Source organism: Pseudomonas alliivorans (assembly GCF_017826695.1).
Lineage (GTDB): Bacteria > Pseudomonadota > Gammaproteobacteria > Pseudomonadales > Pseudomonadaceae > Aquipseudomonas > Aquipseudomonas alliivorans.
In genome coordinates this window covers 563317-588570 of sequence record NZ_JAFFZW010000002.1, presented here as the reverse complement: position 1 = coordinate 588570, position 25254 = coordinate 563317, and the positions used below count along the sequence as shown (strand labels likewise).

Here is a 25254-nt window from a genome sequence, read left to right as displayed (position 1 = left end):
TGCCGATGAATATCCCTAATCTGATTACCGTACTACGCGTTTTACTGATTCCGATCTTCATTCTGTTGTTCTACATGCCCTATCACTGGAGCTACATGGCTGCCAGCGCGGTGTTTGCCTTTGCAGCGGCAACCGACTGGCTGGACGGGTATCTGGCACGTCGCCTGGAGCAGAGCACGCCATTCGGTGCGTTTCTCGATCCGGTCGCTGACAAGCTCATGGTGGCCGTTGCCCTGGTGCTGCTGGTTCAGGCACACGCAAACCTGTGGCTGACGCTGCCGGCGGCTGTGATCATTGGTCGCGAAATCGTCATTTCCGCCCTGCGCGAATGGATGGCGGAAATCGGCGCCAGAGCCCAGGTGGCAGTGTCGAACATGGGCAAATGGAAAACTGCTGCACAGATGCTGGCGCTGGTGATCCTGCTTGGCAACCCGCCCGCCATCACGTTCTGGGTCATTCTGGGTTACGCATTGCTGTTGGTGGCAGCAGGTCTGACCTTATGGTCGATGGTGCAATACCTGAGGGCCGCCTGGCCGCACCTGAAAACCACGGCAGAAAAAAAATAAGTTTTTGAATCAAGGGCTTGACGGGAATTTTTGAGGCGCTAGAATGGCGCCCGTCAACACGACAATGCGGGAATAGCTCAGTTGGTAGAGCACGACCTTGCCAAGGTCGGGGTCGCGAGTTCGAGTCTCGTTTCCCGCTCCAGACATGGCGCTGAAGAAGTTTTGAAACTGCTTCAGCCAAAGAAAAAAGGACCTTCGGGTCCTTTTTTCGTTTTTCACAAACCGCGACTCAGTTGTTCGCGACGTGTGGCTTTTCGGTCTGTCGCATGAACTGCTCCAATTCCTTCGTGTAGAACTTTGCCATGCTCGTGGTGCCGTGGCCTCGGGTTTCGGCGCTGGCGGGAATCAGCAGCAGCCTTGCGTTCTTCACCTCTCGTAACGAGGCTTCGAGCAGCCCGATTTCCGGTGGATTGCGTTCGTCGTCCGCTGCGTTTATGGCCAGTACCGGTGCCTGGATTTTGTTCAAGCCCTTCGACGCGTCGTAATCGGCCGAGGACTGCCATTGATAAATGAAATCGTTGGCGTCAGAGGTCTGTGGTGAGTTGAGCCGGTCCTCCACGTACTTGTCCGCCAGCGCCCGGGACGGTGCCGCTGCCTGATAGGCCAGATTGCCGCCGCTGGTGCCGATACTGAACATCGCGTTGGCCAGACGCAGGGAAGGCGGCTGTGTGGTGTAGTTGCCGTTGTTCCAGGCTGGGTCCTGCTTGATCGACTCCACGAGCAGTCGGCGCATCATCCAGTTGCGCGATGACATCGGGGTGGGTTGGGAGGCCATCGGCACGAGCGCGTCCATCATCTGCGGCCAGTTCTGGCCCCACATCCAGGTTTGCATGCCACCCATGGAGTTGCCGATGACCAACCGCAGGTGCTTGACACCAAGCCCTTCGGTCACCAGTCGATACTGTGCCTGAACCATATCGGCGTAGTTATATTCCGGGAAGCGGGCGCGCAGGCCGTCCGAGGGCTTGGTCGATTGCCCCATGCCAATGCCGTCGGTAGAAATGATGTAGTACTTGCTCGCACTCAGCGGCTGGCCTTCGCCGAATAACTCACCACCGAAATCCTTGGCCAGAACGTCGCTGCCGGGTCGGTAAGTGCCGTGCAGGAAAAGAATCGCAGGGTTCTTCGGGTCGCCGAGGGTGATGTAGTGCAGTTTCAGGTTGGCGAGTTTTTCACCCGTGTGAAAGGTGAACTCCGTGGCGACCCAGTCGCCTTCTTTCGCAACCGGAAGGGGCGCAGCATTGATGCCGGACGCGAGGAAAAGCAGGAACATCAGCCCTGTGGCAGGGCGCAAAGCGAAGCGCTGCATGAACGGTATCCTGTCTGATTTTTATTGTCAGGTCGTAGGCGTGCCGGACGGATATTCCTCCTGTGATCGTATTTTGTGAAGTTGTTTTTTGGTTAACACCCATTAACACCGGGCAACACAAAAGGGCCTCAGGCCCTTTTGTGCTTGCGAGACAACCACCACACGTGAGCAGGCGGCGAGCAGACTATTTGTAACGCTGTTCGAATATCGTCAGATTTTCCGGTGTGATCAATTGAAAGGGCACCCACACGTCCGCCGTCACTGTCTCGCCTCTGATCATTTTGACCGCCGACTGCATCGCACTGGCAGCCTGAGCCTTGGGGTCCTGAAAGACCGATGCAACCAGCATCCCGCGTTTGATTGCTGCAAGCCCGTCGGGCAGGCCATCAATGCCCACAATCGCAACCTCGCCCTTTGTCTTGCCTGCCTGCTGCAGAGCCATGGCTGCGCCGATGGCCATTTCGTCGTTGTTGGCGATGATCGCGTCGAAGTGGCTGCCAGCGAGCAGCCAGTTGCTGGTCAGGTCCATGCCCTTGTTGCGTTGCCACTCGGCACTTTGCTGTTCAACCACCTTGATGTCCGGATAGTCCTTGAGGACCTGTTTGACGCCTTCGGTACGATCATGCGTGGCGTTTTGCGCCAGGTCGCCCATGATGATCGCGAGTGTGCCTTTGCCGCCCAGCTTTTCGGCCAGATAACGCATTTGCAGTTGTCCGGCCTCGATATCGTTGGACGCGACCGTGACCACGCCTGGGGGCAGCTTGCGTTCATCCGGGTGACGATTGACGTACACCAGCGGTATTTTTGCTGCCACTGCAGCGCGGGTCATGCTTGCTGTGGCGGACGTGTCTGCGGGCAGGACGATGACTGCATCGACCTTTTGATTGAGAAATCCCTGAACCTGATTGAGCTGGCGAACCACATCGCCCTGTGCGTCCTCGAACTGTATCTGGACGTTCTCTTGCCTGGCGGCATCTTCCAGGCCGTTGCGCACGTAGGTCATGAAGTTATCGTCGACTCTGGCGATGCTGACCCCGATGCGGTAACTGGCGGCGGCCCATTGGCTGAACAGGGTCAGTAGCGCAGCGAACAGCAGTGTGTAGATACGCATGACGGTTTTCCTTTTTGTTATTGTGTGGCCTTCATTGAGGAAGGTGCTCGATGACACCTTCAGTCAAGGGTGAATGCGCGCCGAAAGCGCTCAAGCGCCAGCTCGCTGTCGCCGCTGGCCCAGCCCTCCAGTCCGACAACACCGTTGTAGCCGATGTTGAACAACGCTCTGGCGATGGCCGGGTAGTGAATCTCGCCGGTACCGGGCTCCATGCGTCCCGGCACATCCGCGACCTGAATTTCGCCGATGGCCTTGCCGGCGCGCTGGATCAGCTCGATCAGGTTTCCTTCCCCGATTTGTGCGTGATACAGGTCCAGGTTCATTTTCAGGTGCGGGCTGTCCACGGCTTCGATGAGTGCAAGGGTGTCGTCGGCCCGGGCGAAAGGCGTGCCGGGGTGATCCACTTCGGTATTCAGGTTTTCCAGCAGAAACACCCGCCCGGCGTCTTCTCCCAGGCGTGCAATTTTCTCCAGCGTCTTGCAGGCGTTCAGCCACATGCGGCCCGTGGTGTGCGCGACCGGTTTGACGGGCAGACCTTCAGCATCCAGTCCGGTGCCATGCAGGTTCAGGCTTGGACAATTCAGCTGCTCGGCGACGGCCAGTGATTCGCGTGCGGAGTCGAGCAATCGACCGATATCATCCGGGTCGGTCAGGTTGCCCGAGATGTAGCCGGTCATGGAGGTGAAATCTGCGCCGGTGGCGACAAGGGCGGCAATGTCCTTGGTGGTCCAGTTCCATATTTCGGCACTGAAGCCCAGCGCATGAATGCGTTCGACGCGTTCGGTGAAAGGCAGATCGATAAACACCATTTCGGCGCTGATCGCCAGTGTGAAGGGCATGGTACTCATGAGGCGACTCCTTGCACGCGTACCGCCTTGCCTTGTTCAAAGGATTCGATACAGGCGCGGGCAATGGCCAAGGCTGCCCGGGCATCTTCGCCGCTGGCCAAGGGTTTTTCACCGCTGCGCATACAGTCGACGAAATGGTTGAGTTCGGCGATGTAAGCATCCCGTAGCAGGTCGGTGTCCATTCTCTGGGTATCAGCCTGCACGCCGGTCGCCAGATAGCGAAGCAGGTCTGACTTGTTGACACTGCCCATACTCAGCATGCCGGCGCTGCCAAAGACTTCTCCGCGAACGTCGTAGCCATAGACTGCCTGGAAATTCGCCTCGGCAACGGCCATCGCGCCGTTACCGAAGCGGACGGTGACCACAGCAGTATCGAGAAATCCGTTGGCCTTGAATTCCGGTGCGATCAGGGCGTCTGCCATGACAAACACCTCGACGGCTTCCGCGCCGGGGTTGAGATAGCGCAGGGTGTCGAAATCATGGATCAGGGTTTCCAGAAAGATCACCCACTGAGGCGATGTGGCTGGATTATTCAAGGCCGGATCTCGAGTCAGTGATCGCAGCAACTGCGGCGTTCCGATACGGCCCGCAGCAACGTCCAGATGGGCTGTGCGAAAGCTCTTCGCGAAACGCCGGTTGAAGCCGACCTGCAAGGTCACCTGAGCATCGGCAGCCGCCGCGATAGCGCGGTCAGCTTCGTCCAGGGTGATCGCCATCGGTTTTTCACAGAAGACACTTTTTCCGGCGCGGGCGGCTTTTATCACCAGTTCGGCATGGCTGCGGGCGGGCGCTGCGATCAAAACACCGTCGATGTCCGGGTCGTCCACCAGCTGCTGAGGGTCGGTATAAACCTTTTGCACGCCAAGTGCAGATGCAAGGCGGGTGGCTTGGGTGTGAGAGGGATCGGCAATGGCGGTCAGGCTTGCTCCGGGAATATGCCGGGCGGCAGTGAGGCCGTGAAAACTGCCCATGCGTCCGGCTCCGATAAGCCCCAGGCGGATCGTTTGCGATGTGCTCATGATGTCTCCTTTTTATTGTTGTTCGGTGTACCGGCGGCCGGGGCCAGCCGATATGACATCGGGAGCAATCGCTGTGCCAATCCATAAATAGCTGATAAGCAAGAGAATTATTTTAAACGCTCAATAGTTATGTCTATTTCAAATACATGTCTAGACTGACATGTCAAATATATGAACATGATGGGTAGTGTGATGACCCCACAGCCAATGATCCTCAGTACGGAGGACCGCGACTACCTCACGACGCTCGGTCCGGCCTCGTTGAACGCGGGACCGGGCGACGTGCTCAATGAGGCCTGGAAAGCCTGCCTTAAGGGATGCACCGAACGGCCTGCCGGAGTCAGGCAGATCATTTGGGATTCGTGGTTACGCAGCGTAAAGGCCGGTATTGACCCCGGTGATGGCCAATACCGCTTCGTCACGCCCGAGGAACTGACGGCGGCATTGACGGCGAATCGTGCCCTGATCGCCGCTGCGGCTCAGGTCATGAGCGGTTTGCTTGCTTATAACCCCAAGGGGCATATCAATCTTACTGATGCACAAGGCACGACCTTGTATTTCTGCGGGCTGGATCTCACTCCGATAGGCAGTCGACTGCTGGAGTCGGTACAGGGAACCAACTGCACCGGCATGGCGCTTGCCGAAGATCGACTGGTCTATGTGCTGGCTGAAGAGAACTTCGGTTCGGGCCTGCGAGAAAGGGGCATGCACTGCGCCGCTGCACCCATCAGGGATGGCCAGGGCCGCATGCTGGCGATGTTGACCCTGACGGCAGAGCCGGGCTGGTTCCATTTCCACACGTTGGGCACTGTGCAGGCTGCAGCCGAGGCGGTGTCGCGGCAAATGGCCTTGCAGGCGCTGCTGGAAGAACAGCAGGCGGTGCTTGAAGTGCTCAACGAAGGCTTGGTGGTATTGAACGGGCAGGGCTGCATAAAAGCGCTCAATCGTTACGCCCGACAGCTGTTTCGCGTCGGGCTCGAGGTGCTGGGCAGTCCTTTCCAGCGGCTTGGTCAGAGCGAGCTGACTGATGGAGTCCTGCAGCGTGGCGGGGAAGGGGTGCGTGACCTGGACTGTACCTTTGAGTTGCAGGACCGCAGCCATCTGGCATGCCTGGTTTCGATCTGCCCGTTGGAACAGGGCGGGCTGATTGTTTCCTTGCGCGAGAAAAGACGGATCCGGGACATCACCCGCAAGATCATCGGCAGCCAAGCCAGCTACACCTTCGACATCATTCAGGGCAGCTCACGTGCGATTCAGGATGCGCTTCACCTGGGCCGGGTCGCCAGCCGGAGTGACTCGACGACATTGATTCTGGGCGAAAGCGGGACCGGCAAGGAGTTGTTTGCCCAGGCGATCCACAACGCCAGCGAACGGTGCGGCGGACCTTTTGTGGCGGTCAACTGCGGGGCCATTCCGCGGGACCTGGTCCAGAGTGAGCTGTTCGGCCATGCGGAAGGCGCCTTTACCGGTTCGGCGCGCGGTGGTGCTGCCGGGAAATTTGAACTGGCGGATGGCGGGACGATTTTTCTCGACGAGATCGGAGACATGTCCTTCGATGCTCAGGTCAGTCTGCTGCGCGTTTTGCAGGAGAGCGAAGTGACCCGTGTGGGTGCGAAGAAATCACAGCGTGTGAATGTGCGCATCATCGCCGCGACTCATCGCAATCTCAGCCAGGCAGTGGCTGACGGAGCCTTTCGTGAGGACCTTTATTACCGTCTCAACGTGCTCAACCTGACCGTGCCTCCCTTGCGAATGCGGCGCGACGATGTGCCTTTGCTGGCGCGCCACTTCCTTGCTCGCTGCGCCCGCTCGCTGCGCAAACCGGTGCGCGATTTTGCGCAGGACGCATTGGACATCTTGTGCGGCTATCACTGGCCGGGCAACGTGCGCGAGCTTGAAAATATCATTGAGCGCGCGACCAATCTGGCAATGAACGAGCTTGTTCAAGTCCATGATCTGCCGCTGGAAATCAGGCAAGGTCCGGGTTCCCTGGGATCGGGCGTTGTGTCCGGGAGTCGAACGACGCCGGATCTTGGCTCTCATGAAATGAACGCCATCGCCGCTGCCCTCGAAGAAACGCGCGGAAATATTCGTCAGGCTGCCCAGAGGCTGAAGGTTTCGCGCGGCGGTCTGTACAACAAGATGGAACGCTACGGACTCAAGGCCGAGGCGTTTCGATCGTGACCGGCTGCGCGCAACCTTTTCACTTCATCCGTGTACCGAGGTCAAACGCACCGGCACCGACTTCGCCGCGGGCACCTTGCTGCGTTCGGCATGGTGCCATAGCGGCACCAGTGGATTGCATTCCGGGTAATAGGCTGCCGCGCATCCCTCTGGAATGTCGTAGGCGATGATTTCGAACGGCCCGACCTGACGCTTGATCTCAGGCTCCACGGCAGTGGTCAGCAGGACGCGCTCACCGACCTTGAAGCCCAGCCGCTCGATGTCGTTGCTGTGCATGAAGATCACCTCGCGGGTTCCGCTCACGCCGCGAAAACGGTCGTCATAGCCGTAGATGGTGGTGTTGAACTGGTCGTTGCTGCGCAGCGTCATCAGTTGCAGCACGTCGCGGGTGGATTCCGCAAGCGCGATGTCGTCGTTTTCGACCAGCGTGTCAGGCGTAATGAATTGTGCCCTGCCACTTTCGGTGTTCCATTTGCGCTGCGCGGCGGCCAGCGGGCGATGAAAACCTCCCGGCTCGGCCATGCGGGCTTCCATGTCGTGGAATATTTCCGGGTAAATGGTGCCAATCGCTGTCCTGATCCGTGAGTAGTCATTGCTCCATGCCTGCCAGTCAATCGACTGTCCATCGGGCAGGGTGGCCGTGGCCAGACCTGCAACGATAACGGTCTCTGCTCGAACATGCGGTCCGACCGGCTCGGCGCTGCCTTTCCATCCATGTATACAGCCCGTGCTGTCCTCGGTGGTATAGGTTTGAGCGACGCCATTTTGCCGGTCGATCTCGATCCGCCCAAGGCATGGAAGCAGCCAGGCGTTGTGTGCCGGCACCAGATGCGTACGATTGAGTTTGGTCGCGATCTGGACACTCAGCTCCAGTCCACGCCAGGCCGGTTCCATCCGGGAGGTGTCAGGGATAGCCCGCAGGAAGTTACCGCCCAGACCGATGAAACCTTTTACGCGACCATCGAGTATGCCTTCGCACGCGTCCACCGTTGCCATGCCTTTTTGTTCGGGGATCTTGAAGCCAAAATGCTGTTCCATCAGTTCTACAGGGACTTTTTTCGGATCCTCGGTGATGCCGACGGTTCGCTGGCCCTGCACGTTGGAGTGGCCGCGTACCGGGCAGATGCCTGCGCCCGGCTTGCCGATATTGCCGCGCATCAGCATCAGGTTTACCAGCATCTGCACGTTGGTCACCCCACGTCGATGCTGGGTGAGCCCCATGCCATAGACGAACATCACGCGCTGGCTGCGGGCGTAAACATTCGCTGCCGCTTCAAGTGCCCCTCGGGTCAGGCCGCTCTGACGCTCAAGGTCTGGCCAGGTGCTGTGGCGCACATAATCCATGAACGCGTCGAAACCTTCGGTGTGACTGGCGATGAACGCGTGATCGAGTACAGGTGCGGTGCCATTTGCGCTAGCCTGATCCTCCAGCGCGAGCAGTGCCTTGGCGATGCCGGTAATGGCGGCCGTGTCGCCACCGGTTGCCACCTGATGATATTGCGTACTGATGACGGTCGAGCCGGGGATCAGCATTTCGCCGGGCGATTGCGGATTGACGAAGCGCTCCAGGCCACGCTCGCGCAAGGGATTGAAGGTGATGATTGGCACATCGCGCTGACGCGCCTCCTGCAACTGATGAAGCATGCGCGGGCTGTTACTGCCGACGTTCTGGCCAAAGAAAAACAGACAATCAGTGTGCTCGAAATCGTCCAGGGTCACGGTGCCGACGGGCACGCCGATGCTTTCCTGCAAACCAACCGAGGTGCTTTCGTGGCACATGTTGGAACTGTCAGGCAGGTTGTTGGTGCCGTAGGCACGGGCAAACAGCTGGTACATGAACGATGTTTCCAGCGAAGCTCGTCCCGAGGCATAAAAAACCACGCTGTCAGGCGCCATGCTCTTGAGTTGCGCGCCGATCTCCCGATAGGCCTCTTCCCATGATGTTTCCCGATAGCGGTCACTCTGGGCGTCGTAGCGCATCGGGTGGGTGAGGCGACCCTGTTGCTCCAGATCGTAATCGCGCCACTGGCGTAACTCACTGAGCGTGTGCCCTGCAAAGAAAGCCGGATCGGTTTTCAGCGACGTCAGTTCCCAGGCGGTGGCTTTGGCGCCGTTTTCACAGAATTCCAGCGCACGCGGATGGCCGGGCTTGGCCCACGCACAGCTGACGCAGGCGAAACCGTCCGGCTTGTTCTGTTTCAACAGTGCCGCAGGACCCTTGGCCAATGCGTGCTCCCGCCACAGAATCTGCGCCACCGATTTTGCCGACCCCCAGCCGCCGCTGGCGTGGGTGTAGGGTTTGAAACGAGTCTTGGGGTAAATCAGCATCGGTGGCTCCCGGGCATTCAGCAGGCTGCTTGATAAGGCTGGGACGAGACCGACTGTAGAAAGGTTCAGCAGATTTAGAGGCGGGGGAGTGTGTGAGCAATGCTCAATGGCTTCAGCTGGATGAACAACTGACTGGCAGGCTTGCGCGGCAGTTGCAAACACCTCGGCAGGCCCTGGCTGAGCCTGCGTTGGATGCAAAAATCCTACTTCGCCGTGAAAAAGCTCAAACCCTTGTTGATCGCGCAGTCATAACTCACAGCCTGCCCGGTCTGCTGGTAACCGGGAACACTGAGCGTGGTCATGCTGAAATCGGCTTTGCCGTCGGGCTTCACGCGGTAGCGGATGAATTGCTCGATGGGCTTGTTGTCGCGATCAAGCGTGAAGTGTGTGTCCGAGAACGCCAGCATCCCGTCGGCGGTGATCCGGTAGGCGTCGATGCGTTTGCCTCCTTGAGTCTTTGACGGCTCGGCACCTTTGATCGACGACGTGCACTGTCCAAGGTCAATCACCACCGAAACAGATTCTCCGGTGTTCAGGGCTTTGATGATTGAAGGCTGGTCGCGAAGGGCATCGCCGGCGCACGCGAAGGCGGGCAGTGACAGGGCGACGAATGCAGCGCAGTAACGTTTCATGATGACTCTCCAGCAATGCAGACCGGCCACTTTGTTACCCTGCCAAAAGAGCGTTGGAGGTGACAGAGACCGGTCAAGTCCGGGGTTATTGGGCAGCGCGAACCCTACCATAAGGCTTTTTCCCAGTGGGCCTCCTGTTGCGGTGGCCTGCATGAAAGTTTGTCCGATCATCCTTTTCAGACATCTGCCGATACAAATGATGGTGGCAATATGGTCGCCATATTTGAGGAAGAGGATTCGAAATGCTGAGACAGCTGAAAATCGCAGTCAGAACCGCCGTCTGCTTTACGCTGATGGTGGTCCTCGTCATCGGGCTCGGTGTTTTCAGCCTTCAGCAACTGCGCAGCATTCGCGAACAATCCCTGGAAATCGAGAACGACTCGCTGCCGGGGATTGCGTTGGGCGACGACATCGCGCTGGCGTTCGAGAAAACCCGTACCACGGCGATGAAAATGCTGTCGACGCGCACGGCTCAGCAGGTTGATCAGGTTCATGCGGAATTGCTGGAAAAAAAGGCCGGTTTTCAGAAGGCGATCCAGGCTTATACGCCGTTGATTACCTCCGAGGACGAGCGGGCTTTGATCAATCAGCTCGGTGCGGGTTATCAGTCTTATGCCGAGGGGGCCGAGCGGGTCTACCAACTGGTGAAGGACAATCAGATCGAGGCCGGCCAGCAGTTGGCCTGGGTCGAGATGAAAAGCATCGCTGAAAGCATGGAAGCACTGGTCGGCAAGCTGGAAAAGCTCAATGACGCCTCTGAAGAGGAGTCGAGCGCCAACGCCACCAGCGTTTATGACCAGGCATTCACGGTCACCTTTGCGGTCATGCTGCTGGCCGTATTGCTGACCGTGCTGCTTGCCTGGCGCCTGTCGCGCAGCCTTTCGGTGCCTATCAGTCAGGCGCTGCTAACCTCGGAAACCATCGCCTCGGGCGATTTGCGGCCTACTGGCGTGAACCGTGATGGCACTGATGAAGCTGCGCTGTTGCTGCAATCGATGGAGCAGATGCGTCTGAGTCTGAGCAAGACCCTGACCCACGTGGGCGATGCGGCGAACCAGCTGGCCTCGGCAACCGAAGAGATGAACGCACTCATTGTCGACAGCAACAATGATCTGGTGGCGCAGAACAGCGAAATCGAAATGGCCGCAACGGCGGTGACCGAGATGAGTCAGGCCGTGGACGAGGTGGCACGTAATGCGGTGGCTACTTCGCAGGAATCCAAGGCGTCTTCGTTATCGGCACTTCAGGGTCAGGAAGAGCTCAATCACACCGTCCAATCGATTCAAGAGCTGACGCAAAACGTTGGCACTGCGTCTCACGAAGCCAAGTCACTGGCGACCCGGACGCTGGACATCACCAAGGTGCTGGACGTCATTCGCGCAGTGTCGGAGCAGACCAACCTGCTGGCGCTCAACGCGGCTATCGAAGCCGCTCGCGCCGGAGATGCAGGGCGTGGCTTCGCAGTGGTTGCCGATGAAGTACGCGCGCTGGCGCATCGCACCAGTGAGTCGACCCGCGAGATCGAAACCATGATCGGTCATATCCAGCAGGGCACTCAAAGCACGTTGACAGCCCTTGAGGTCAGTACCAAACAGGCGCAAAGGACCCGGCAGCAGGCCGAGTCGGCCAACGCGGCACTGGCATTGATTGCGGCCTCGGTTGCGGTCATCGACGAGCGCAACACCCTGATTGCCACCGCTTCTGAGCAGCAGGCAGAGGTCGCACGTGAAGTGGACCGCAACCTGGTGCGCATTCGCGACCTGTCCGCGCACTCGGCGGTCCGCACCGGGCAGACCGGCAGTGCCAGTCAGTCGCTGGCAGAGCTGGCCAATGGTTTGAATACCACGCTTGGTCAATTCACGTTGCGTTGAGGCCGGGCCAGGGCGGGATGCATGCCCACGCGGAGTGATGGGCACGATCGGCAGCGTCGAGGCGGCTGCTGTGTGAGGGAGGCAAGGGCATTCTCGCAAAAATAGCGTTTCCTCGACGCGTCGTGCGCTGTTGTCCCTGCAACAGCAGATCGGCAATTTGCGCGGCGCGGTTGGCTGTTCTTCAGCCCGCAATCACGTTACGTGGCATCAGGCCAAAGCCCTGAAAGCACCTGGAACCGTGCCTCACAGCGATGTGCAACCCTCAGCGCCTCGCTCAGGCACGACCTGTGCACTGCTCCTCGGATTCCTGTCCTGAATCTGCGGAGCTACCTCGATGCCCGATGCCGTTTTTCCGACTTTCAATCGCTTTGGCAAACGCTGGCCTGCGCTGGCGCTGACGTTAATGGCCGCCTGCATGGGCACCTCTGCGCAGGCCGATGACAGCGACGTTCCATTGCTGGCGGGCAAGCGCATCGCGATCAGCATGACCGGCACCAGCCATTACTTCGATATCAAGGCGTTTCAGGCGCAGGTGGATGAGGTCAAGCGTCTGGGCGGCACACCCATTACCCTGGATGCAGGGCGTAACGACAAGAATCTGGTGAACCAGTTGCAGACCGTGATTACCCAGAAACCGGATGCGGTCATCCAGACGCTCGGTACGCTCAGCGTCATCGATCCCTGGCTCAGGCGCATCAGCAAGGCGGGCATTCCGCTGTTCACCATCGATGCGCCATCGCAGTACAGCCTCAACAACACCACCTCCGACAATATTGCCACCGGCAAGGCGCTGGCCGGGCAACTGATCAAGGATGCCGGTGGCAAGGGCAACGTTCTGGTGTTCAACGGCTTTTACGGCGTGCCGGTCTGCGCGATTCGCTACGACCAGCTCAAGCTGGCGCTCAAGGACCACCCCGAGCTGAAGGTCATCGAGCCCGAGCTGCGCGATGTCATCCCCAATACCGTTCAAGACGCTTACTCGCAGGTCTCGGCCTTGCTCAACAAATACCCCAAGGGCAGCGTCTCGGCCATCTGGTCGGCCTGGGACATTCCTCAGCTGGGTGCGAGCAAGGCGCTGATCGATGCCGGACGAACCGAGATCAAGACCTATGGCGTGGACGGCACGCCGGAAGTGCTGGAGCTGCTGGGTCGTAGCGACTCACCCATCGGCGCTGTGGTGGCGCAACAGCCGGTATTGATTGGCAAGACCGCCGTGCAGAACGTGGCGCGTTATCTGGCCGGTCAGCGTGATCTGCCGAAGGAAACCCAGGTGCCTACCTTGCTCACCACCGCAGGCAATCTCCCCGAAGTGCGACAGCTTCGCGGCGACAATTGAACAGGAGTTGACCATGACTTCAGTGACGTCACCGCCTGCCTTGCACCTGCTGGGCATCTGCAAACGCTTCGGCGCGACTCAGGCGCTGGACGGGGTCAGTCTGCGCGTCGAACCGGGCACCATTCATGGTCTGGTCGGTGAAAACGGCGCAGGCAAATCGACCCTGATCAAGGTGCTGGCCGGCATTCACAAGGCCGACAAGGGCAGCCTGAGCGTTCATGGCGAGTCTTTCGATGTTTTCACGCCGCGTCAGGTCGAAACGCTGGGCGTGCAGTTCATTCATCAGGAGCGCTTGCTGCCTGGAAGCTTCACGGTGGGTGAGGCGCTGTTCTTCGGTCAGGAGATCAGGCGCGGCCTGTGGGTGGATCGTCGCGCTCAGGAGCGTGAGGCCGCTCGGCTGATCCACGATTACTTCGCCATGGCGTTTCCGAAAGGGGCTCTGATTCGTGATCTGGACAGTGCCCAACGGCAGATTGTGCAGATCATCCGCGCACTGATCGCAAAGCCGAAAATACTGGTGTTCGACGAGCCGAGCGTATCGCTGGTGAAGCGGGAAGTGGACCGGTTGCTGTCCATCGTGCGGCGTCTGCGTCATGAAGGGCTGACGATTCTGTACATCTCGCATTACCTGCAGGAAATCGAATCGCTGTGTGATCAGGTGACCGTGCTGCGTAATGGGCGCGATGTGGCAGTGGTGGACCCGGCTGTCACCAGTACTGCGCAGATCGCCCGGCTGATGGTCAACCGCGATGTCGGTGAGCTGTATCCCCGGGCCCGGACGACCCCTGGGCCGCCAGTGCTTGAGCTGAAAGGACTCGGCGCGGACCAGGCTTACGAAGGCATTGACCTCACAGTAGGACGCGGCGAGGTGGTCGGTCTGACCGGACTGGTCGGTTCCGGCGCCAAGGAGTTGCTCAAGAGTCTGTTCGGGCTGGTTAAACCCTCTCGGGGCGAACTGCTTCTCAAGGGTAAGCCGCTTCGGTTGAAGTCGCCACGCGACGCAGTTCGCCATGGCATTGCATTGGTGCCGGAAGAGCGTCGCAGCCACGGCATCGCGCCAGCGCTTTCGGTGCTGGAAAACATCACGCTGGCCAGTCTGGGCCGGTTCAGCCGCTGGGGCCTGCTGGACGGCAAGGCGCAGGTTCGCGAGAGCGAGCGGCTGATCCATGAGTTGGCAATAAAGACCTCGGGGCAGGGCAGCGCAGTGCAATCGCTCAGCGGTGGCAATCAGCAGAAAGTTGCGCTGGCCAAATGGCTCAGCCGACAGTCGTCGTTGTATTTGCTCGACGAGCCGAGTGTGGGTGTCGATATCGGCGCCAAGACCGAAATCTATCGGCTGATCGCCAGGCTGGCCGAGGGCGGTGCTGCGGTTCTGGTGCTGTCGTCGGACCTGCCGGAGCTGATCGGGATCACGCAGCGCATCGTAGTGCTGCACCGGGGCCGGACCGCGGGTGAATTCGACGCGCGCACCACCGACAGCGATGAGTTGCTGGCCTGCGCCACCGGGGCCAGCGAGCGCGAAACAGTCATTGATCAGGCCCATGAGGAGCGCAAACATGTCCGGGCTTGAAATATCCATTCGTGACCCCTCCGGCCCGTCTTCAGGGTGGCTGCTGCGTCTTGCGCAGCGCGGCTCCCTGCTGGTGTTTCTGATCATTCTGTTGGGGTTTGCCCTGAGTGCGCCGAACTTCCTGAGCGTCGGCAACCTCAGCAACGTGTTTGCCCAATCTGCGGTACTGGGCATTCTCGCGCTGGGGCTGACCTGCGTGGTGATCGGCGGCGGCTCCAACGTGGTTCGCGGCGGGCTGGACCTGTCGCTCGCGGCCAATCTGGGGTTATGCGCGGCGGTCTACAGCAGCTTGAACAACGCGGGGCTGGAAACCTGGCAAGCGGTAGCGCTTACATTGGGCTGCGGTCTGTTGGTCGGTGCATCGAATGGGCTGGCGGTCGTGTTTCTCCGATTACCGCCGTTGCTGGCAACCCTGGCAAGCATGAACCTGGTCGCAGGGCTGGAACTGGTGCTGACCCAGAATACCGTGCTGGCCACTGACTCTGCGCTGTTGGACGTGTTGGCTTCGGGTGAATGGCTGGGCGTACCGGCCCTGGCCTGGGTGCTGTTGAGCGTGGCTGCCGTGTTGCATGTGGTCATTCAGCGCAGCGCCTACGGCCTGCGCCTGTACGCCATTGGCCAATACCCGCTGGCAGCGATAGCGGCCGGTTTGAATCCCCGTGGTTATGTGTTCTCCACGTACCTGATCGCCGGAACCTGCGCGGCCTTGGCTGCATTCTGTTCCGCCGCGGTGTTCAGCGGCAGCACGACCGGTTCTGGCGACCTGCTGCTGTCGGTGGTGGCGATTGCCTTTCTCGGTTCGGTGTTTTCCAGACGTCTGACCGCCAACATTCCCGGGACCCTGCTGGCGACCCTGCTGTTGGGTTTTCTCATCAATGGCTTCCAGTTGCTGAACATTTCCAGCTTCTGGGTCAACGGCGTGCAAGGCGTGCTGATTCTGCTGGTGGTGGCCTTTTCCGGCGCCGTCGGCCAACCGGAGGGTGAACAATGAGTACGCTGACCCTGACTGCTTCATCGGCACGAAACAGCTTTTTGCCGCGTTTGCTGACGGCCACGTTACCGGTACTCATCCTTGTCATTCTGGTGTTCTTCGCGCTGGAGGCACCGGGTTTCCTGAGCTGGGGCAACCTGTCGAGTCTGATCCTGAACAACTTCGTGCTGCTGGCAATCGTCGCGGTCGGCATGACCTGGGCAGTGGCGGCGGGCGGAATCGACCTGTCGGTGGGTACCGCCGTGGACTTTGCCAGCCTGGCGTTTGTGGTCGCGCTCAATGGCGGCTACGGGCTGGGCGTTGCGGTGGTCGTCGCGTTGTTGGCGGGCGGCGCGGCCGGGGCGTTCAACGCGCTGTTGATTGCCGGTCTGCGCATTTCGCCGTTTCTGGCGACGCTGGGCACGCTGTTCATTGGCACCAGCGTGCAGCAGTTGCTGTCGGATGGCGGGCAGCCGATCTATATCGCTCAGGGGGTGTTACCTGGCATAACCGGTCTGGTGATTCTGGGGTTGCCGTTGCCAGTCTGGCTGGTCGCGTCAATGGCAGGCGGTTACGGCCTGGTGCTGGCGCGCGGGCGTCTGGGGCGCGAGATTCTGGCGGTGGGTTCGCAGCCACAACTGGCGTATTACTCGGGTCTGTCGATCCGGCGCATTGCCGTTCAAGTGTTTGTCGGCAGCGCACTGGCCTGCGCGGTGGCGGGCATTCTGCTTGGCTCGACGGTCAACGCCTACGTGCCGATGTCGGGCAATGCCTACCTGATCAGCGCGATTGGCGCAGTATTCATGGGCACCACCTTGAGTCGTCAGGGACGGCCCAACATTGTCGGAACGTTATTGGGCGTGCTGTTCATCAACGTGATTGCCAATGGGTTGTTGCTGATTGGCTGGAATTTCTATTGGCAACAGGTGGCGACCGGAGCGCTGATCTTTCTGGTGCTGGCCTTCAGTTTCGCCAGTCGCCACCTGCTACGGGATGCTCACTGACACAGCGGCTCAGGCCTTGCCCGAGCCGTTGCCGATCTGCCAGACATAAGGCGGCTCTGTGCCGTTGATGCGCCAGTCGCCGACGATGCGTGCCTTGTAGATCAGCGGATTGTGCGAAGCCGCCGTGCGTGCGTTGCGCCAGTGGCGGTCCAGCGCCTTGTTGACGCTGACCCCCGATGCGCCGAGTGCGTTGAACAGGTCGGTGGCTGTGCGCAATACCAGTTCCGAGACGATCACCTGCGCTTTCGCGGTCTCGATTTCAGCGGCGATGTTGGCGTCCTTCTCCAGTTGCGCATCGTTGCCGAACCGGGCCAGATAAGCGCGCTGCAGAGGTTCTGCCGAACGCAGGGTAGCCGCCTCGGCCGCGTAGACCTGCGCTGCAATCTGCCCGACCACCTGTTGCACCTGGGCGTCCTGGCTCACGCTGTCGGCGTTGCCGGTGCTGAAAACGCGCTTGCGATCCCGCACTTCCTGGGCGATATCCCGCTCGACGGCCCGACCAATGCCTGCCAGCACGGCCAGCAATACCAGCTGATAAAAAGCCGTCTGATATTTGAAACGCTGCTCGAACGGGATCACGTGTTCGGCGGGCAGCGGCACGTTCTCGTAGACGGACGTGCCGCTGCCGGTGGTGCGCTGGCCGAATCCATCCCAGTCATCGCTGTGACGCACGCCGGCATGGTGCGCATCGACCACAGCGATCACGTCGGCACCGTTGTCGGCACGCTGGGCGTACACATCGATCCAGTCCGCGAAGATGCTGCCTGTGCTGTAGAACTTGCGGCCGTTGAGCACAAAACCGTCACCCCGGGCACTGACCTTGGTGATCACGTCGCCGATCTTCACTGCGCCGACTTCGGTCCAGCCGTTGCCGATCAGATCACCTGCAACGAAACGCGCAAACCATTTGTCCCGGTCGGGGCTGGCGGGGGCATTCAGGCGGTCTTCAACAAAAGCGAAATGCGCGCGCAACGCTTGTGGAATGTTCGAATCCGCTTCGGCCAGTTCGATCAGCAACTGAAACAGTTGGCCCACCGAAGCACCGCTGCCGCCGTATGCCTTCGGCACGCGGACTGCGCCAAAGCCTGCCTGCCTGAGCCAGGCAATGGGTTCGAAGGGCAGGCTCCGGCCTTTTTCGCGCTCGACCGCGCCCGCGCCGATCTCACGAAAGATCGGGCGGAAGCGGTTGGCGAGGGCTTCATAGTCGGTTCCAAGGGACAGCGGGTTGGCGTCGGTCGATAAAGTCATGCAGTGCTCCTGAGCGCTGGAAGATTGGCACTCGGCCAATGAGAGGTCGCTCAGGTCATTGCAGGGTCTGTGCCTGAATCCAATCAATTGATTTTTAAGACTATTTGTTTTTTGGGCAGTTGCAGATGTTGGCCTTGCAACAGCGCCTCAACAGCTTGGCTGCAAACCGAACACCGAACGTTTTGCATCAGGTTTCGCAACGTGTTGATCTGCAGGGTTTTACGGTATGGCACATTCGCTGCTATGGCACCTTCGATCCTTCCTTCGACGAAAGCCTTCATGCCTCATTCACTGCCTCAGGCGTCGCTGATCCAGGCTCAGACCCGTAACAGACGGCCGGGCGCGAGGACATTCATCATCACTGGCAGGGCGCGGCAGCGCGGTGAACACGCTGCTGTTCTCCCAGCAACAGCCTTTGAACAATCTGTTCATGTAGATGCTGATGCTGCTTCAAGAGTGTTCTGCAACTGACTGTATTCAAAGGAAAGTCATGTTCAGGCACGGCCTGTGCAATACCTGAATCGTGCGTGTTGAGCCGTTTTCAACCTGTTATCGATGATCAGGAACCTGCCCATGAGCCACCCTGTTAAAAGCCCGCCAAGGGCCCATGTCATCACCTCGGATGCCGAGGCCATTGAGGTCGCCAGAGCGCTTGCCGTGCGTTTTGCCGAAGAGGCCTCGGTCCGTGATCGCGAGCGCCGTCTGCCCATTGCGGAACTGGATGAATTCTCCGCCAGCGGCCTGTGGGCCATCACTGTGCCGAAAGCCTACGGCGGCGCCGGGGTGTCTTATGTGACGGTCGCCGAGGTGATCAGGATCATCTCGGCCGCCGACCCTTCGTTGGGACAGATCCCTCAGAATCATCTGGGTATTCTCGACATCCTGTTACAGACCGGCACCGAAGAGCAGAAGCGCCATTACTTCGCCAAGGCGCTGGCGGGCTATCGCTTCGGCAACGCGTTCTCGGAGTCGAAAAGCAAGAACGCCGGTACTTTCCAGACCCGCATCCGCTTTGATGGCGAACGGGCCGTGGTGGACGGTGAGAAGTTTTACTGCACCGGAGCGTTGTTCGCTCACATTGTGCCTGTGGTGGGCGTGGATGAGCAGGACAATGCGTTTATCGCATTTGTGGAGCGCGACAGTCCCGGCCTGACCATCATCGATAGCTGGGATGGGTTCGGCCAGCGCACCACGGCCAGCGGTGGCGCTGTTCTGAGGGCCGTGACGGTGCCCAGAAGTGCAGTGATTCCTGCGCACCGGGCGTTTGACGAACCCACGGCGCATGGTCCGATTTCGCAAATCATTCAGGCGGCTGTCGACACTGGCATCGCCCACGGCGCGTTCGAGGAAACCCTCAGGCATGCGCGACTGGCGCGGCCGTGGATCGACAGCAAACAGGACTTCGGCTGGCAAGACCCGTTCAGCATCGCAACCATCGGCGATCTGCAATGGCGACTGCACGGCACCGACGCAATCCTGGCCAGGGCCGGGCAGGCTATCGATCAGGCGCTGGCCGAACCCAGTGAAGCCAGTGTTGCGCACGCTTCGGTGGTTGTCGCTCAGGCAAAGGTGCTGTCGGCGCAGATTGCCTTGCTGGTCAGCAGCAAGCTGTTCGAACTGGCCGGCACCCGCTCGGTACTGGGCTCGCTGAACCTGGATCGCCATTGGCGCAACGCCAGAACCCACACGCTGCACGATCCCGCTCGCTGGAAATATCACCTGATCGGCAATCGCGTACTCAACGGTGTCGCGCCGCCGCGCCATGCCTGGAACTGATCAAGGAGCAGTCATTTGTCTCATTCAATTATCGACACCCAACTGGCGGTTGCTGCCGAAGACCTGAACGACGCACGGCGAGGCTTGCAGCAGACCCTCGATTATCTGCGTGAACAGGGCCAGCCCTGGGCGTTCAGCGATGTGCAGCGCATCGTCGAGGAGCCTTACGTGATCGGCAAGATTGGCGATCTGCAGATCCGCATCGACTTGGCGGCAGCGCTGCTGGAGCGGGCACAGACGCTTGAAGGCTCTCCCGAGCCGCGCCTGATCGCCAGCACCGAAGCGGTCATTGCCAGTGCCGATGCGTTGCTGGCGGTGGACAACGTGCAGTACGAACTGACCGGCCAGCGTCAGTCCCTGCCGCCGCAGACCGGTCGTGAACCGCTGCGCTGGCACTATCAGGTGCTGGGCAACCATCGCCTCAACGGCGTTGCCCCGCCTCAGCTTCAGGAGTGACTGCATGTCCCGTCAAATTCGCCTCAATGCCTTCGACATGAACTGCGTGGGGCATCAATCACCGGGCCTGTGGGCCCATCCGCGTGACCGGTCCTGGCAATACAAGGACCTGGAGTACTGGACCGATCTGGCCAGGATTCTGGAGCGCGGCAAGTTCGATGGCCTGTTCATCGCAGATGTGCTGGGCATTTACGACGTCTATCGCGGCAACGGCGAGGCGGCGATACGCCAGGCCACGCAGGTGCCGGTCAATGATCCGCTGCAGTTGATTCCGCCGATGGCGCTGGTTACCGAGCATCTGGGCTTTGGGCTCACTGCGTCGCTGTCGTTCGAGCACCCGTACCCGTTCGCCCGACGTCTGTCGACCCTTGATCACCTGACCAAGGGCCGGGCAGGGTGGAACATCGTGACGTCCTACCTGGAAAGCGGGGCAAAAAATCTGGGCCAGAAAACCCTGACCGAACACGATGCCCGCTATGACTTCGCCGAGGAATACCTGGAGGTCTGCTACAAGCTCTGGGAAGGCAGTTGGGAAGACGGCGCGATTCTGCGTGACCGGGAGCGACGCGTGTTCAGCGACCCGAGCAAAATTCATGAGATTCGTCATGTCGGCAAGCACTTTCAGGTGCCCGGTATCCACCTGTGCGAACCCTCGCCACAGCGCACGCCTGTGTTGTATCAGGCCGGTGCGTCCAGCCGGGGCAAGCAGTTCGCCGCCGAGCATGCCGAATGCGTGTTTGTCGCCTCGCCGTCAAAAGTGCTACTGAAGAAAACAGTCGCCGACATTCGCCGGCGCACGGCCGAGGCGGGGCGGGATCCGTCCAGCGTGCTGATCTTCAACCTGCAGACCGTAATTTTGGGCGAGACCGATGTCAAGGCGAAAGCCAGGTTCGAGGAGTACAAAAGCTGGGTCAGCTATGAGGGTGCAATGGCGTTGATTTCCGGCTGGACCGGCATCGATTTCAGCCAGTTCAGACCCGATGAACCCCTCAGGCACGTGCATACCAATGCCATTCAGTCGGCCGTGGAAACGTTCTCCACCGCCGACCCCGATACAATCTGGACCCCGCAGGCACTGGCCGACTGGGTTGGCATCGGTGGTTTCGGTCCGCTGTTTGTCGGCAGCCCGGAAACAGTGGCCGACCTGTTGCAGGAATGGGTCGAAGACACCGATGTCGATGGCTTCAATCTGGCGTACGCACTGACGCACGAAACCTTCATCGATGCGGTCGAGCTGCTGGTGCCGGAGTTGCAGAAGCGCGGTGTGTACAAGACCGAATACGCTCAGGGCACATTACGCGAGAAGCTGTTCGACAACGGACCGCGTCTGCAGGCCTCTCATCCGGGCGCGGCGTTTCGTGATCTGGCAGCGTTGAATCGTCATCGCGAGCCGCAGAGCGCCTGAAGCGTCGGATCTTTCACTCATACCTTGGACAGGACCAGGCCAACCCGGCGTGCCGATCAGGCTGCCTGGTTCGGCCAGGGCTGGCTTCAGCCTCGATGCCAGATTCGCCAGCCCTCAGGCCCCGGCCCGTTCGGACCAGGTCCTGAGCCCCGCCAGACAGCCTCCCTCCTGATGTAACCAGCCTGTATGCCCCGTCGCTGAGCCTTCGTGTCACCGTTTACAAGGTCACGGGTGATGGCCGGAATCTGTAATCATCTCTGCGGCTAATCTTTGAATCGAGAGACGCCCCAAACGTTGTACCTGCACCTGCCGCGTAGTTGGGCGTCATCGCCTCGCGCTGCAGTCTCGTTCCATCATGAACAGGAGTTCTCATGAAACCGACGATGCCGAGTCGTTCCAGCGTGTTTGCGCTATTGGTCATCTCCCTATTTCCGCTGACCCCGGCGCTGGCCAGGACGCCGTCTTCGAATGTGGCCGATAACCTTGCCCAACTGCCGGTTGTCAAACCGGTTACTGCCTGCGCTGCGCTGACCCAGACCGATCTGAGTGAGATCGGCGGGGCCGGCAGCCGTGTGGTGTCAGCCAGCGAATCCAGCCGTGATGGCGTGGCGGTGTGCGCCGTGGAAGGCCTGCTGGCACCGCAAATTGGTTTCAAGCTGGAACTGCCGACTGCCACTTGGGCGCAGCGTTATCTGCAAGTCGGCTGCGGCGGCTTTTGTGGTCACAGTGATTCAAGACCGGGCGTCGCCGACAGTTGCAAACCGCTCAAGACGGGCGCGTTCGCCGTGGCGTCCACCGACATGGGGCACAAGACGGTAGACACCACGTTTGGTGACGATCCGCAGAAGCGTGCAGACTTCGCTCATCGCGGCGTGCATCTCACGGCGCTTGCGTCGAAGAAGCTGATCCACGCGTTTTATGGCCGCAAGGCCGAGTACACGTATTTCACTGGCTGTTCGGACGGTGGCCGTGAAGCGCTGATCGAAGCTCAGCGTTACCCGGAAGACTTCAATGGGATCATTGCGGGCGCCGCTGCGCTGAATTTTCAGGTGCAGAAAGTGTTTTTTCATGGATGGATGGCGCGCGCCAACACAGGTCCTGATGGCAAACCGATCATCCTCGCGTCTCGCCTGCCGATTCTGCACAAGGCTGTGCTGACCCAGTGCGATGTGCTGGATGGACAGATCGATGGTCTGATCTCCGACCCCAGGCTCTGCCGTTTCGACCCCTCGGTGGTGCAGTGCAAAGTATCTGCCGACACCGCCAAGTGCCTCACGGCGCAGGAAGTGGAGGCCGCACGGCGCATTTACGATGGTCCGAAAGATCCGGTCAGTGGAGAGCGGCTGATCGTGGGCGGTCCGCAACCCGGATCGGAACTGGCTTGGGCGGGGCTGTTTGTACCCCTTTCTGCCGATCAGCCTAACGTCAGTCAACAGATCGCCGAACAGTCCATTCGCAGTCTGGTGTTCGAAAACAACCCTGCGGCGGACTTCAAGCTGGTCGAACTACGCTTCGACAAAAGCACCTTCGAACGCCTGCGCCCGTTGCACGCGCTTTATGACGCGACCAATCCCGATCTTGCTCCTTTCGCCAGCCGTGGTGGCAAGCTCATTCTCTGGCACGGCTGGGCTGATCCTCAGGTCTCGCCCCTGAACACACTGGCCTACCACGAGGCGGTCGAGGCACACATGGGCAAGGCCCGCACCGAATCCTTCACCCGGCTGTACATGCTGCCCGGTGTCTACCATTGCGGCCGTGGAGAGGGGCCGAGCGAGGTGGACCTGCTGACGCCGATCATGGCCTGGGTGGAAAAAGGTCAGGCGCCAGATGCCATCGTTGCCCGTCAATATCAGCCGGTGCCGGTTGATAAGGTCTTTGCGGCCAGCCTGCCGACGTTCATGACCAGGGAAGACATTTCCAACCGCGGCCGCACACGCAAGGTGTTCCCGTATCCGTACATGGCCGAGTACGACCACAAGGGCTATTCGAAACGCGCCAACAGTTACCAGCGCTCGGAACCCCTGACCGCTGAAAAGACACCGAAATGGGTAGGCAGCGGCTTCTTCCAACCTTACGAGCCGTTGCAGCGCTGATGAAGCAGGGCATGAGCACGACCAGGTGCAGACTGGTCGCGTCCATGCCCCGTGCGCGACGCAACGCATTTTCTGCCAGGCAATAAAAAACCCCGTCAGTCGAAACTGACGGGGTTTTCAAGAGTGGAGGCCGAGGTCGGAATCGAACCGGCGTAGGCGGATTTGCAATCCGCTGCATAACCATTTTGCTACTCGGCCTCAAACATCCGATGCGTTACTGCTGCATCAAACGTTGTAAACTTTTCGGAAGAACATTTTCTTTGTCTTCCAACCCATTGAATCTAAAGGGTTTTTTTCAATTCCCCAGTCGGGAATGGACGCAATTCTGTACTGGTTCGAATGGCATGTCAAGAACGGGGCGAAAATAATTCATCGCGTGCCTCAACGATGGTGCGTTCTATCAGACTTTTGAAGTCGACTTCGGCCAGACAGCGTCCCGGCCCTGACTCAACCCGCCACCCGCATCCGACGCTCTTCGCGCAATTGCTCAAGTTCCGAGGGCGTGCGGGCCAGAAGCCTCAAGGCGAAATCATGAGGGGTCGTATCGCGTTCCTGTGCTGCCCGCAGGAACGCAGAGCGTGCGTGTTCCGCACGACGTTCGCTGATGAACAGGCCGCCGGGATGACGATTGAAGTTGGCCAGTTCCTGCTGAAGCTGTTCATTGCGACGGATGAAGATTTCGAGTGCCTGGCTGATCTGGGTGTCCGTGAAAAGCATGTGTTTCTCTCCTTGAAAATATCGACCGATACCTCTATCGGCGGACTTGAAAAAATAGTGTGCGCAGTTCGTCGGTGAATGCTTGCCCACGCGAGCAGTCAGCGCCGGACGTCTGGTGCCCACCAGGGTTTTCAGGCTCAGAGTGAACAGGTGTTCGTCTGGCTCTGAATGCCTTCATGGATGGCCGCGATGGTGTGCGGCGGCATTTGCTCGATGACAAGAAATGTCGGCGCTTCAAACACCTGTAAAACCAGTGTGCAGGGCGCGTTCAATCGAGCCGACTCAGCCTCCAGTGCCGATAAGTGCCTCGCGTGGTTCGCTGCGATTTCACTGAGAGTTGACACGGTGTATCTCCTGATAACTGATCGGCGTTCCAAGGGGGGCTGACACGTCAGAAATACATCGTTCCGGCGCTGTTATAATCCTCATTGCAAGCCGCGAGCCATGCAGCGCCACGGTCTGCGTCAAATCTGACGAGCGGACCCGAGTCGCCGTTTTCGTTCCGCTTGTCTGATTTCAGACACTTCCGGCTGCGCGATTCTCTCAACTGTCACGCAGATAACTGCAACGCGGATTGAGGAACTGATGATGAGTATTGACGACAACGGACCTGAAAACGCTTATCCCGGTCCGGCAGAGCCCGGTGATGAGGAGGCATATCCAGACACAGAAAGTGACCGTCCTGACGACGAGGACAGTTCTCGAGACGACCTGAGTGACGACCCGGACATGCCGGTCAATCCTCCGGTCGACGAAACAGAGGTTCCGTCGCTGGGCAGCGGTGCCTGAAGTACTGGATCGAGTGCCAGCC

Annotated in this window: 21 protein-coding genes, 2 tRNA genes and 1 pseudogene; 14 read left to right on the top strand and 10 right to left on the bottom strand. The window is 59.7% G+C overall.

Features of this window, described 5'->3' with window-relative positions; all coding sequences use genetic code 11:
- Positions 1–5: 5 nt before the first annotated feature.
- Complete coding sequence (gene pgsA, locus JTJ32_RS07210; protein WP_004879535.1) at positions 6–566, top strand: CDP-diacylglycerol--glycerol-3-phosphate 3-phosphatidyltransferase; 561 nt, start codon at positions 6–8, stop codon at positions 564–566.
- A 66-nt stretch (positions 567–632) separates the two neighbouring features.
- Positions 633–708, top strand: a tRNA-Gly gene (locus JTJ32_RS07205).
- Between the two features lie 87 nt (positions 709–795).
- Here the strand turns inward: JTJ32_RS07205 and JTJ32_RS07200 are convergent.
- The 4 genes from JTJ32_RS07200 to JTJ32_RS07185 all read right to left on the bottom strand — a co-directional run bounded on the left by JTJ32_RS07200 (position 796) and on the right by JTJ32_RS07185 (position 4853).
- Complete coding sequence (locus tag JTJ32_RS07200; protein ID WP_210041584.1) at positions 796–1875, bottom strand: alpha/beta fold hydrolase; 1080 nt, start codon at positions 1873–1875, stop codon at positions 796–798.
- A gap of 184 nt (positions 1876–2059) precedes the next feature.
- Entirely contained in the window at positions 2060–2986 is a 927-nt protein-coding gene (locus JTJ32_RS07195; RefSeq protein WP_210041583.1) for a sugar ABC transporter substrate-binding protein, read from the bottom strand.
- Between the two features lie 59 nt (positions 2987–3045).
- Entirely contained in the window at positions 3046–3834 is a 789-nt protein-coding gene (locus JTJ32_RS07190) for a TIM barrel protein (protein WP_184322629.1), read from the bottom strand.
- A complete protein-coding gene (locus JTJ32_RS07185) occupies positions 3831–4853 on the bottom strand; it encodes a Gfo/Idh/MocA family oxidoreductase (RefSeq protein WP_210041582.1) in 1023 nt (340 codons plus the stop codon). The genes JTJ32_RS07190 and JTJ32_RS07185 overlap by 4 nt, the downstream gene beginning before the upstream one ends.
- A 192-nt stretch (positions 4854–5045) precedes the next feature.
- On the opposite strand from JTJ32_RS07185, the gene JTJ32_RS07180 reads away from it, so the two are divergent.
- Positions 5046–7037, top strand: coding sequence for a sigma 54-interacting transcriptional regulator (locus JTJ32_RS07180; protein ID WP_210041581.1), 1992 nt, complete (start codon positions 5046–5048; stop codon positions 7035–7037).
- Positions 7038–7061: 24 nt separating this feature from the next.
- Here JTJ32_RS07180 and JTJ32_RS07175 read toward each other — a convergent pair whose 3' ends face one another.
- Both JTJ32_RS07175 and JTJ32_RS07170 read right to left on the bottom strand, forming a co-directional pair.
- A complete protein-coding gene (locus JTJ32_RS07175) occupies positions 7062–9365 on the bottom strand; it encodes an FdhF/YdeP family oxidoreductase (RefSeq protein ID WP_210041580.1) in 2304 nt (767 codons plus the stop codon).
- A 203-nt stretch (positions 9366–9568) separates the two neighbouring features.
- Complete coding sequence (locus JTJ32_RS07170) at positions 9569–9997, bottom strand: VirK family protein (protein WP_184322633.1); 429 nt, start codon at positions 9995–9997, stop codon at positions 9569–9571.
- 242 nt (positions 9998–10239) lie between these two features.
- Between JTJ32_RS07170 and JTJ32_RS26705 the strand changes: the two are divergent.
- The 6 genes and pseudogenes from JTJ32_RS26705 to JTJ32_RS07145 all read left to right on the top strand — a co-directional run.
- A pseudogene (locus JTJ32_RS26705) lies at positions 10240–10764 on the top strand (MCP four helix bundle domain-containing protein); the annotation flags it as partial.
- 57 nt (positions 10765–10821) lie between these two features.
- On the top strand, positions 10822–11868 hold the full coding sequence (locus JTJ32_RS26700) for a methyl-accepting chemotaxis protein (RefSeq protein WP_408004590.1): 1047 nt from the start codon (positions 10822–10824) through the stop codon (positions 11866–11868).
- Positions 11869–12202: 334 nt separating this feature from the next.
- Positions 12203–13204 (top strand): sugar ABC transporter substrate-binding protein, encoded by a 1002-nt coding sequence (locus JTJ32_RS07160; RefSeq protein ID WP_210041578.1) that lies wholly within the window; start codon positions 12203–12205, stop codon positions 13202–13204.
- Between the two features lie 13 nt (positions 13205–13217).
- On the top strand, positions 13218–14774 hold the full coding sequence (locus tag JTJ32_RS07155; protein WP_210041577.1) for a sugar ABC transporter ATP-binding protein: 1557 nt from the start codon (positions 13218–13220) through the stop codon (positions 14772–14774).
- Entirely contained in the window at positions 14761–15765 is a 1005-nt protein-coding gene (locus JTJ32_RS07150) for an ABC transporter permease (RefSeq protein WP_210041576.1), read from the top strand. The genes JTJ32_RS07155 and JTJ32_RS07150 overlap by 14 nt, the downstream gene beginning before the upstream one ends.
- On the top strand, positions 15762–16748 hold the full coding sequence (locus JTJ32_RS07145) for an ABC transporter permease (RefSeq protein WP_184322638.1): 987 nt from the start codon (positions 15762–15764) through the stop codon (positions 16746–16748). Before JTJ32_RS07150 ends, JTJ32_RS07145 begins: the two co-directional genes overlap by 4 nt.
- A 9-nt stretch (positions 16749–16757) precedes the next feature.
- Here the strand turns inward: JTJ32_RS07145 and JTJ32_RS07140 are convergent, their stop codons facing one another.
- Both JTJ32_RS07140 and JTJ32_RS07135 read right to left on the bottom strand, forming a co-directional pair.
- A complete protein-coding gene (locus tag JTJ32_RS07140) occupies positions 16758–17996 on the bottom strand; it encodes an acyl-CoA dehydrogenase family protein (protein ID WP_210041575.1) in 1239 nt (412 codons plus the stop codon).
- A gap of 83 nt (positions 17997–18079) precedes the next feature.
- Positions 18080–18277 carry a hypothetical protein gene (locus JTJ32_RS07135; protein WP_210041574.1) on the bottom strand — a complete coding sequence of 66 codons (198 nt, stop codon included), beginning with the start codon at positions 18275–18277 and terminating at the stop codon, positions 18080–18082.
- A gap of 292 nt (positions 18278–18569) precedes the next feature.
- Between JTJ32_RS07135 and JTJ32_RS07130 the strand changes: the two genes are divergently transcribed.
- The 4 genes from JTJ32_RS07130 (at position 18570) to JTJ32_RS07115 (ending at position 23726) form a co-directional block, all read left to right on the top strand.
- Entirely contained in the window at positions 18570–19772 is a 1203-nt protein-coding gene (locus JTJ32_RS07130) for an SfnB family sulfur acquisition oxidoreductase (RefSeq protein WP_210041573.1), read from the top strand.
- Between the two features lie 15 nt (positions 19773–19787).
- Entirely contained in the window at positions 19788–20228 is a 441-nt protein-coding gene (locus tag JTJ32_RS07125; protein ID WP_210041570.1) for an acyl-CoA dehydrogenase family protein, read from the top strand.
- A 4-nt stretch (positions 20229–20232) separates the two neighbouring features.
- Positions 20233–21633: an LLM class flavin-dependent oxidoreductase gene (locus tag JTJ32_RS07120; protein WP_210041569.1), complete on the top strand. Its 1401-nt coding sequence runs from the start codon at positions 20233–20235 to the stop codon at positions 21631–21633.
- Positions 21634–22004: 371 nt separating this feature from the next.
- Complete coding sequence (locus JTJ32_RS07115) at positions 22005–23726, top strand: tannase/feruloyl esterase family alpha/beta hydrolase (protein ID WP_210041567.1); 1722 nt, start codon at positions 22005–22007, stop codon at positions 23724–23726.
- A gap of 124 nt (positions 23727–23850) precedes the next feature.
- Here the strand turns inward: JTJ32_RS07115 and JTJ32_RS07110 are convergent.
- Positions 23851–23924: transfer RNA gene (locus JTJ32_RS07110), tRNA-Cys, on the bottom strand.
- Positions 23925–24173: 249 nt separating this feature from the next.
- Entirely contained in the window at positions 24174–24443 is a 270-nt protein-coding gene (locus JTJ32_RS07105; protein ID WP_099227696.1) for a DUF6388 family protein, read from the bottom strand.
- Between the two features lie 588 nt (positions 24444–25031).
- Here JTJ32_RS07105 and JTJ32_RS07100 point away from each other — a divergent pair.
- Entirely contained in the window at positions 25032–25232 is a 201-nt protein-coding gene (locus JTJ32_RS07100; protein WP_143518947.1) for a hypothetical protein, read from the top strand.
- Positions 25233–25254: the final 22 nt, after the last annotated feature.

Bases quoted from the DNA above. Each gene is read 5' to 3' on its own strand.
- pgsA (WP_004879535.1), top strand. From the start codon at position 6: ATGAATATCCCTAATCTGATTACCGTACTACGCGTTTTACTGATTCCG.
- JTJ32_RS07200 (WP_210041584.1), bottom strand. From the start codon at position 1,875: ATGCAGCGCTTCGCTTTGCGCCCTGCCACAGGGCTGATGTTCCTGCTT.
- JTJ32_RS07195 (WP_210041583.1), bottom strand. From the start codon at position 2,986: ATGCGTATCTACACACTGCTGTTCGCTGCGCTACTGACCCTGTTCAGC.
- JTJ32_RS07190 (WP_184322629.1), bottom strand. From the start codon at position 3,834: ATGAGTACCATGCCCTTCACACTGGCGATCAGCGCCGAAATGGTGTTT.
- JTJ32_RS07185 (WP_210041582.1), bottom strand. From the start codon at position 4,853: ATGAGCACATCGCAAACGATCCGCCTGGGGCTTATCGGAGCCGGACGC.
- JTJ32_RS07180 (WP_210041581.1), top strand. From the start codon at position 5,046: ATGACCCCACAGCCAATGATCCTCAGTACGGAGGACCGCGACTACCTC.
- JTJ32_RS07175 (WP_210041580.1), bottom strand. From the start codon at position 9,365: ATGCTGATTTACCCCAAGACTCGTTTCAAACCCTACACCCACGCCAGC.
- JTJ32_RS07170 (WP_184322633.1), bottom strand. From the start codon at position 9,997: ATGAAACGTTACTGCGCTGCATTCGTCGCCCTGTCACTGCCCGCCTTC.
- JTJ32_RS26700 (WP_408004590.1), top strand. From the start codon at position 10,822: ATGCTGCTGGCCGTATTGCTGACCGTGCTGCTTGCCTGGCGCCTGTCG.
- JTJ32_RS07160 (WP_210041578.1), top strand. From the start codon at position 12,203: ATGCCCGATGCCGTTTTTCCGACTTTCAATCGCTTTGGCAAACGCTGG.
- JTJ32_RS07155 (WP_210041577.1), top strand. From the start codon at position 13,218: ATGACTTCAGTGACGTCACCGCCTGCCTTGCACCTGCTGGGCATCTGC.
- JTJ32_RS07150 (WP_210041576.1), top strand. From the start codon at position 14,761: ATGTCCGGGCTTGAAATATCCATTCGTGACCCCTCCGGCCCGTCTTCA.
- JTJ32_RS07145 (WP_184322638.1), top strand. From the start codon at position 15,762: ATGAGTACGCTGACCCTGACTGCTTCATCGGCACGAAACAGCTTTTTG.
- JTJ32_RS07140 (WP_210041575.1), bottom strand. From the start codon at position 17,996: ATGACTTTATCGACCGACGCCAACCCGCTGTCCCTTGGAACCGACTAT.
- JTJ32_RS07135 (WP_210041574.1), bottom strand. From the start codon at position 18,277: ATGAAGGCTTTCGTCGAAGGAAGGATCGAAGGTGCCATAGCAGCGAAT.
- JTJ32_RS07130 (WP_210041573.1), top strand. From the start codon at position 18,570: ATGAGCCACCCTGTTAAAAGCCCGCCAAGGGCCCATGTCATCACCTCG.
- JTJ32_RS07120 (WP_210041569.1), top strand. From the start codon at position 20,233: ATGTCCCGTCAAATTCGCCTCAATGCCTTCGACATGAACTGCGTGGGG.
- JTJ32_RS07115 (WP_210041567.1), top strand. From the start codon at position 22,005: ATGAAACCGACGATGCCGAGTCGTTCCAGCGTGTTTGCGCTATTGGTC.
- JTJ32_RS07105 (WP_099227696.1), bottom strand. From the start codon at position 24,443: ATGCTTTTCACGGACACCCAGATCAGCCAGGCACTCGAAATCTTCATC.
- JTJ32_RS07100 (WP_143518947.1), top strand. From the start codon at position 25,032: ATGAGTATTGACGACAACGGACCTGAAAACGCTTATCCCGGTCCGGCA.